The organism is Blautia sp. ZXY-1-B12 (assembly GCF_056339915.1).
In genome coordinates, this window is sequence record NZ_JBWJVP010000306.1 from 1 (window position 1) to 1551 (window position 1551).

The following is a 1551-nucleotide window of genomic DNA, read 5'->3' on the forward strand; positions in this document are numbered from 1 at the left end:
ACCAATAAATCCCATATAACAGGCTCTTTTTGTTTTCTGATAATTTGGCATAGTCGTCACTCCTTTTGTTTTCTACAACATATTTTAATCACATTTCCATCCTCATACAGAAAGCATCCTTCATAATTTCCAGATATATAACGAGGCTCATAGTTAACGGTAAATCCTGCCTCTATCAGATTGATCATTAATTCATTTACCTTATTCTTATTGTCAACATACAGAGAAAGACTCTTTCCTGATATGGAATTTTCTATTTTCACCATTATTTTCATAAGATATTAGGAATCACCAATCCTTATTTTCCAGCTCTGATATTTTTTACTGTCCTTCTCTCAATAGATAAATTTTCATATACACGTTTTCCCCCCAACCCTGTAGGAGCCTGAGCCAGCAGACCGACCTTTATAACAGGCATAACGGGCATATGGAAATATCTCATCATATAGAAATTGACACCATCCAAGGAATAATGGAAGGCGAAATTATTACCAACCCTGCAAACCTGGAGCCATGCCGTATTTCCTTCAAGATTACATCCATTTGCATCATCTGAATCCCCTTTTGTAACAACACTTACAGCAGCATGAGTTCCGAAATCCGTCAATTCAAAACAACACTTCGCCCAGCAGTTCAGATCCTTCATAATCATTACTGAAGCAGAATCATATGTATCCTTAAAACCATGCGATACTTTTACTTTAAGAACAAAATCCCCTTCTATCTCCGTATAATAGTAAGGTGCGTTACAAAGTGATTCCGGTAAAAATCCTTCTTCACACTCGTCTGTGCTTCCGCAGAAAAAATCTGTTTTAGCCGGAGCGAATATTTCAATTTTATCCCCCTCTATCATTATTTCACTTTCATTTAACCATTTAAATATCATGTTCTTTCACCTCGTTTTTTATTGAATTATATAATATAATATTTTTGTTTTCATTGATTTATTTATGAGATTTATTGTATAATATCGTAAAATATGTTTCAAAGAACTCTCGGGGTCAGACCCCATGAAGAAGTGTGCATGGAAATTCCAGGATGGCAGCCACAGTGTGCTCTCTTACATAGATGTGCAGGATCAGGTTATTCCTGATAATGTTGTTCTCCATGGGCTGAAGCAGAGAAACGGAAAATTTATTGTTCGTATTTTTGGCGTAAATGATAATCCTAAGGAGAACCGGCTGTTTGGCAGGGATCTGGATGAACTGGAAGATACACTTGGAGTGAGATTCTGGGAGGAGAACGGATAGGCACATACCTTGTGGTCTGCTGCGCTGTATCAGGAGTCAGATACAATCCGGGAGGCAGCAGATGCGGCACTGGAACTTTATGAGATTGTCACAGGAAGGAAAGAGTTTGACAGAACTTCATGGACTGCAGCTTCCCATAAGTCTCTCTGCGCCGGATTTAATGAGGCGGATCCGGATGCTATTATAGCGTGGAATAAGCGGATGGCAGATCTGGTAACTATGGACGGGATTGCAAAGGCAATCAGGGATCAGGTTCCTGCAGGAAGTATAAGAAAGCTGCAGTCTTTGACAAAGATTCAGA

4 protein-coding genes are annotated in these 1551 nt (G+C 38.9%); 2 read left to right on the top strand and 2 right to left on the bottom strand.

What is annotated here, in order from left to right:
- Positions 1–56: 56 nt before the first annotated feature.
- Entirely contained in the window at positions 57–275 is a 219-nt protein-coding gene (locus tag AC075L_RS21275) for a VOC family protein (RefSeq protein WP_476388167.1), read from the bottom strand.
- A gap of 23 nt (positions 276–298) precedes the next feature.
- Positions 299–886 carry a DUF1349 domain-containing protein gene (locus AC075L_RS21280; RefSeq protein WP_476388168.1) on the bottom strand — a complete coding sequence of 196 codons (588 nt, stop codon included), beginning with the start codon at positions 884–886 and terminating at the stop codon, positions 299–301.
- A 124-nt stretch (positions 887–1010) separates the two neighbouring features.
- On the opposite strand from AC075L_RS21280, the gene AC075L_RS21285 reads away from it, so the two are divergent.
- The gene (locus AC075L_RS21285) at positions 1011–1250 is read left to right on the top strand and encodes a hypothetical protein (protein WP_476387271.1); all 240 of its coding nucleotides are present in this window, start codon (positions 1011–1013) and stop codon (positions 1248–1250) included.
- Positions 1251–1259: 9 nt separating this feature from the next.
- The coding region (locus AC075L_RS21290; protein ID WP_476388169.1) for a hypothetical protein at positions 1260–1551 on the top strand (292 nt) is incomplete at its 3' end.

What these genes read in the sequence shown, in the direction of transcription:
- AC075L_RS21285 (WP_476387271.1), top strand. Translation starts at nt 1,011, where the DNA reads ATGAAGAAGTGTGCATGGAAATTCCAGGATGGCAGCCACAGTGTGCTC.
- AC075L_RS21275 (WP_476388167.1), bottom strand. Translation starts at nt 275, where the DNA reads ATGAAAATAATGGTGAAAATAGAAAATTCCATATCAGGAAAGAGTCTT.
- AC075L_RS21280 (WP_476388168.1), bottom strand. Translation starts at nt 886, where the DNA reads ATGATATTTAAATGGTTAAATGAAAGTGAAATAATGATAGAGGGGGAT.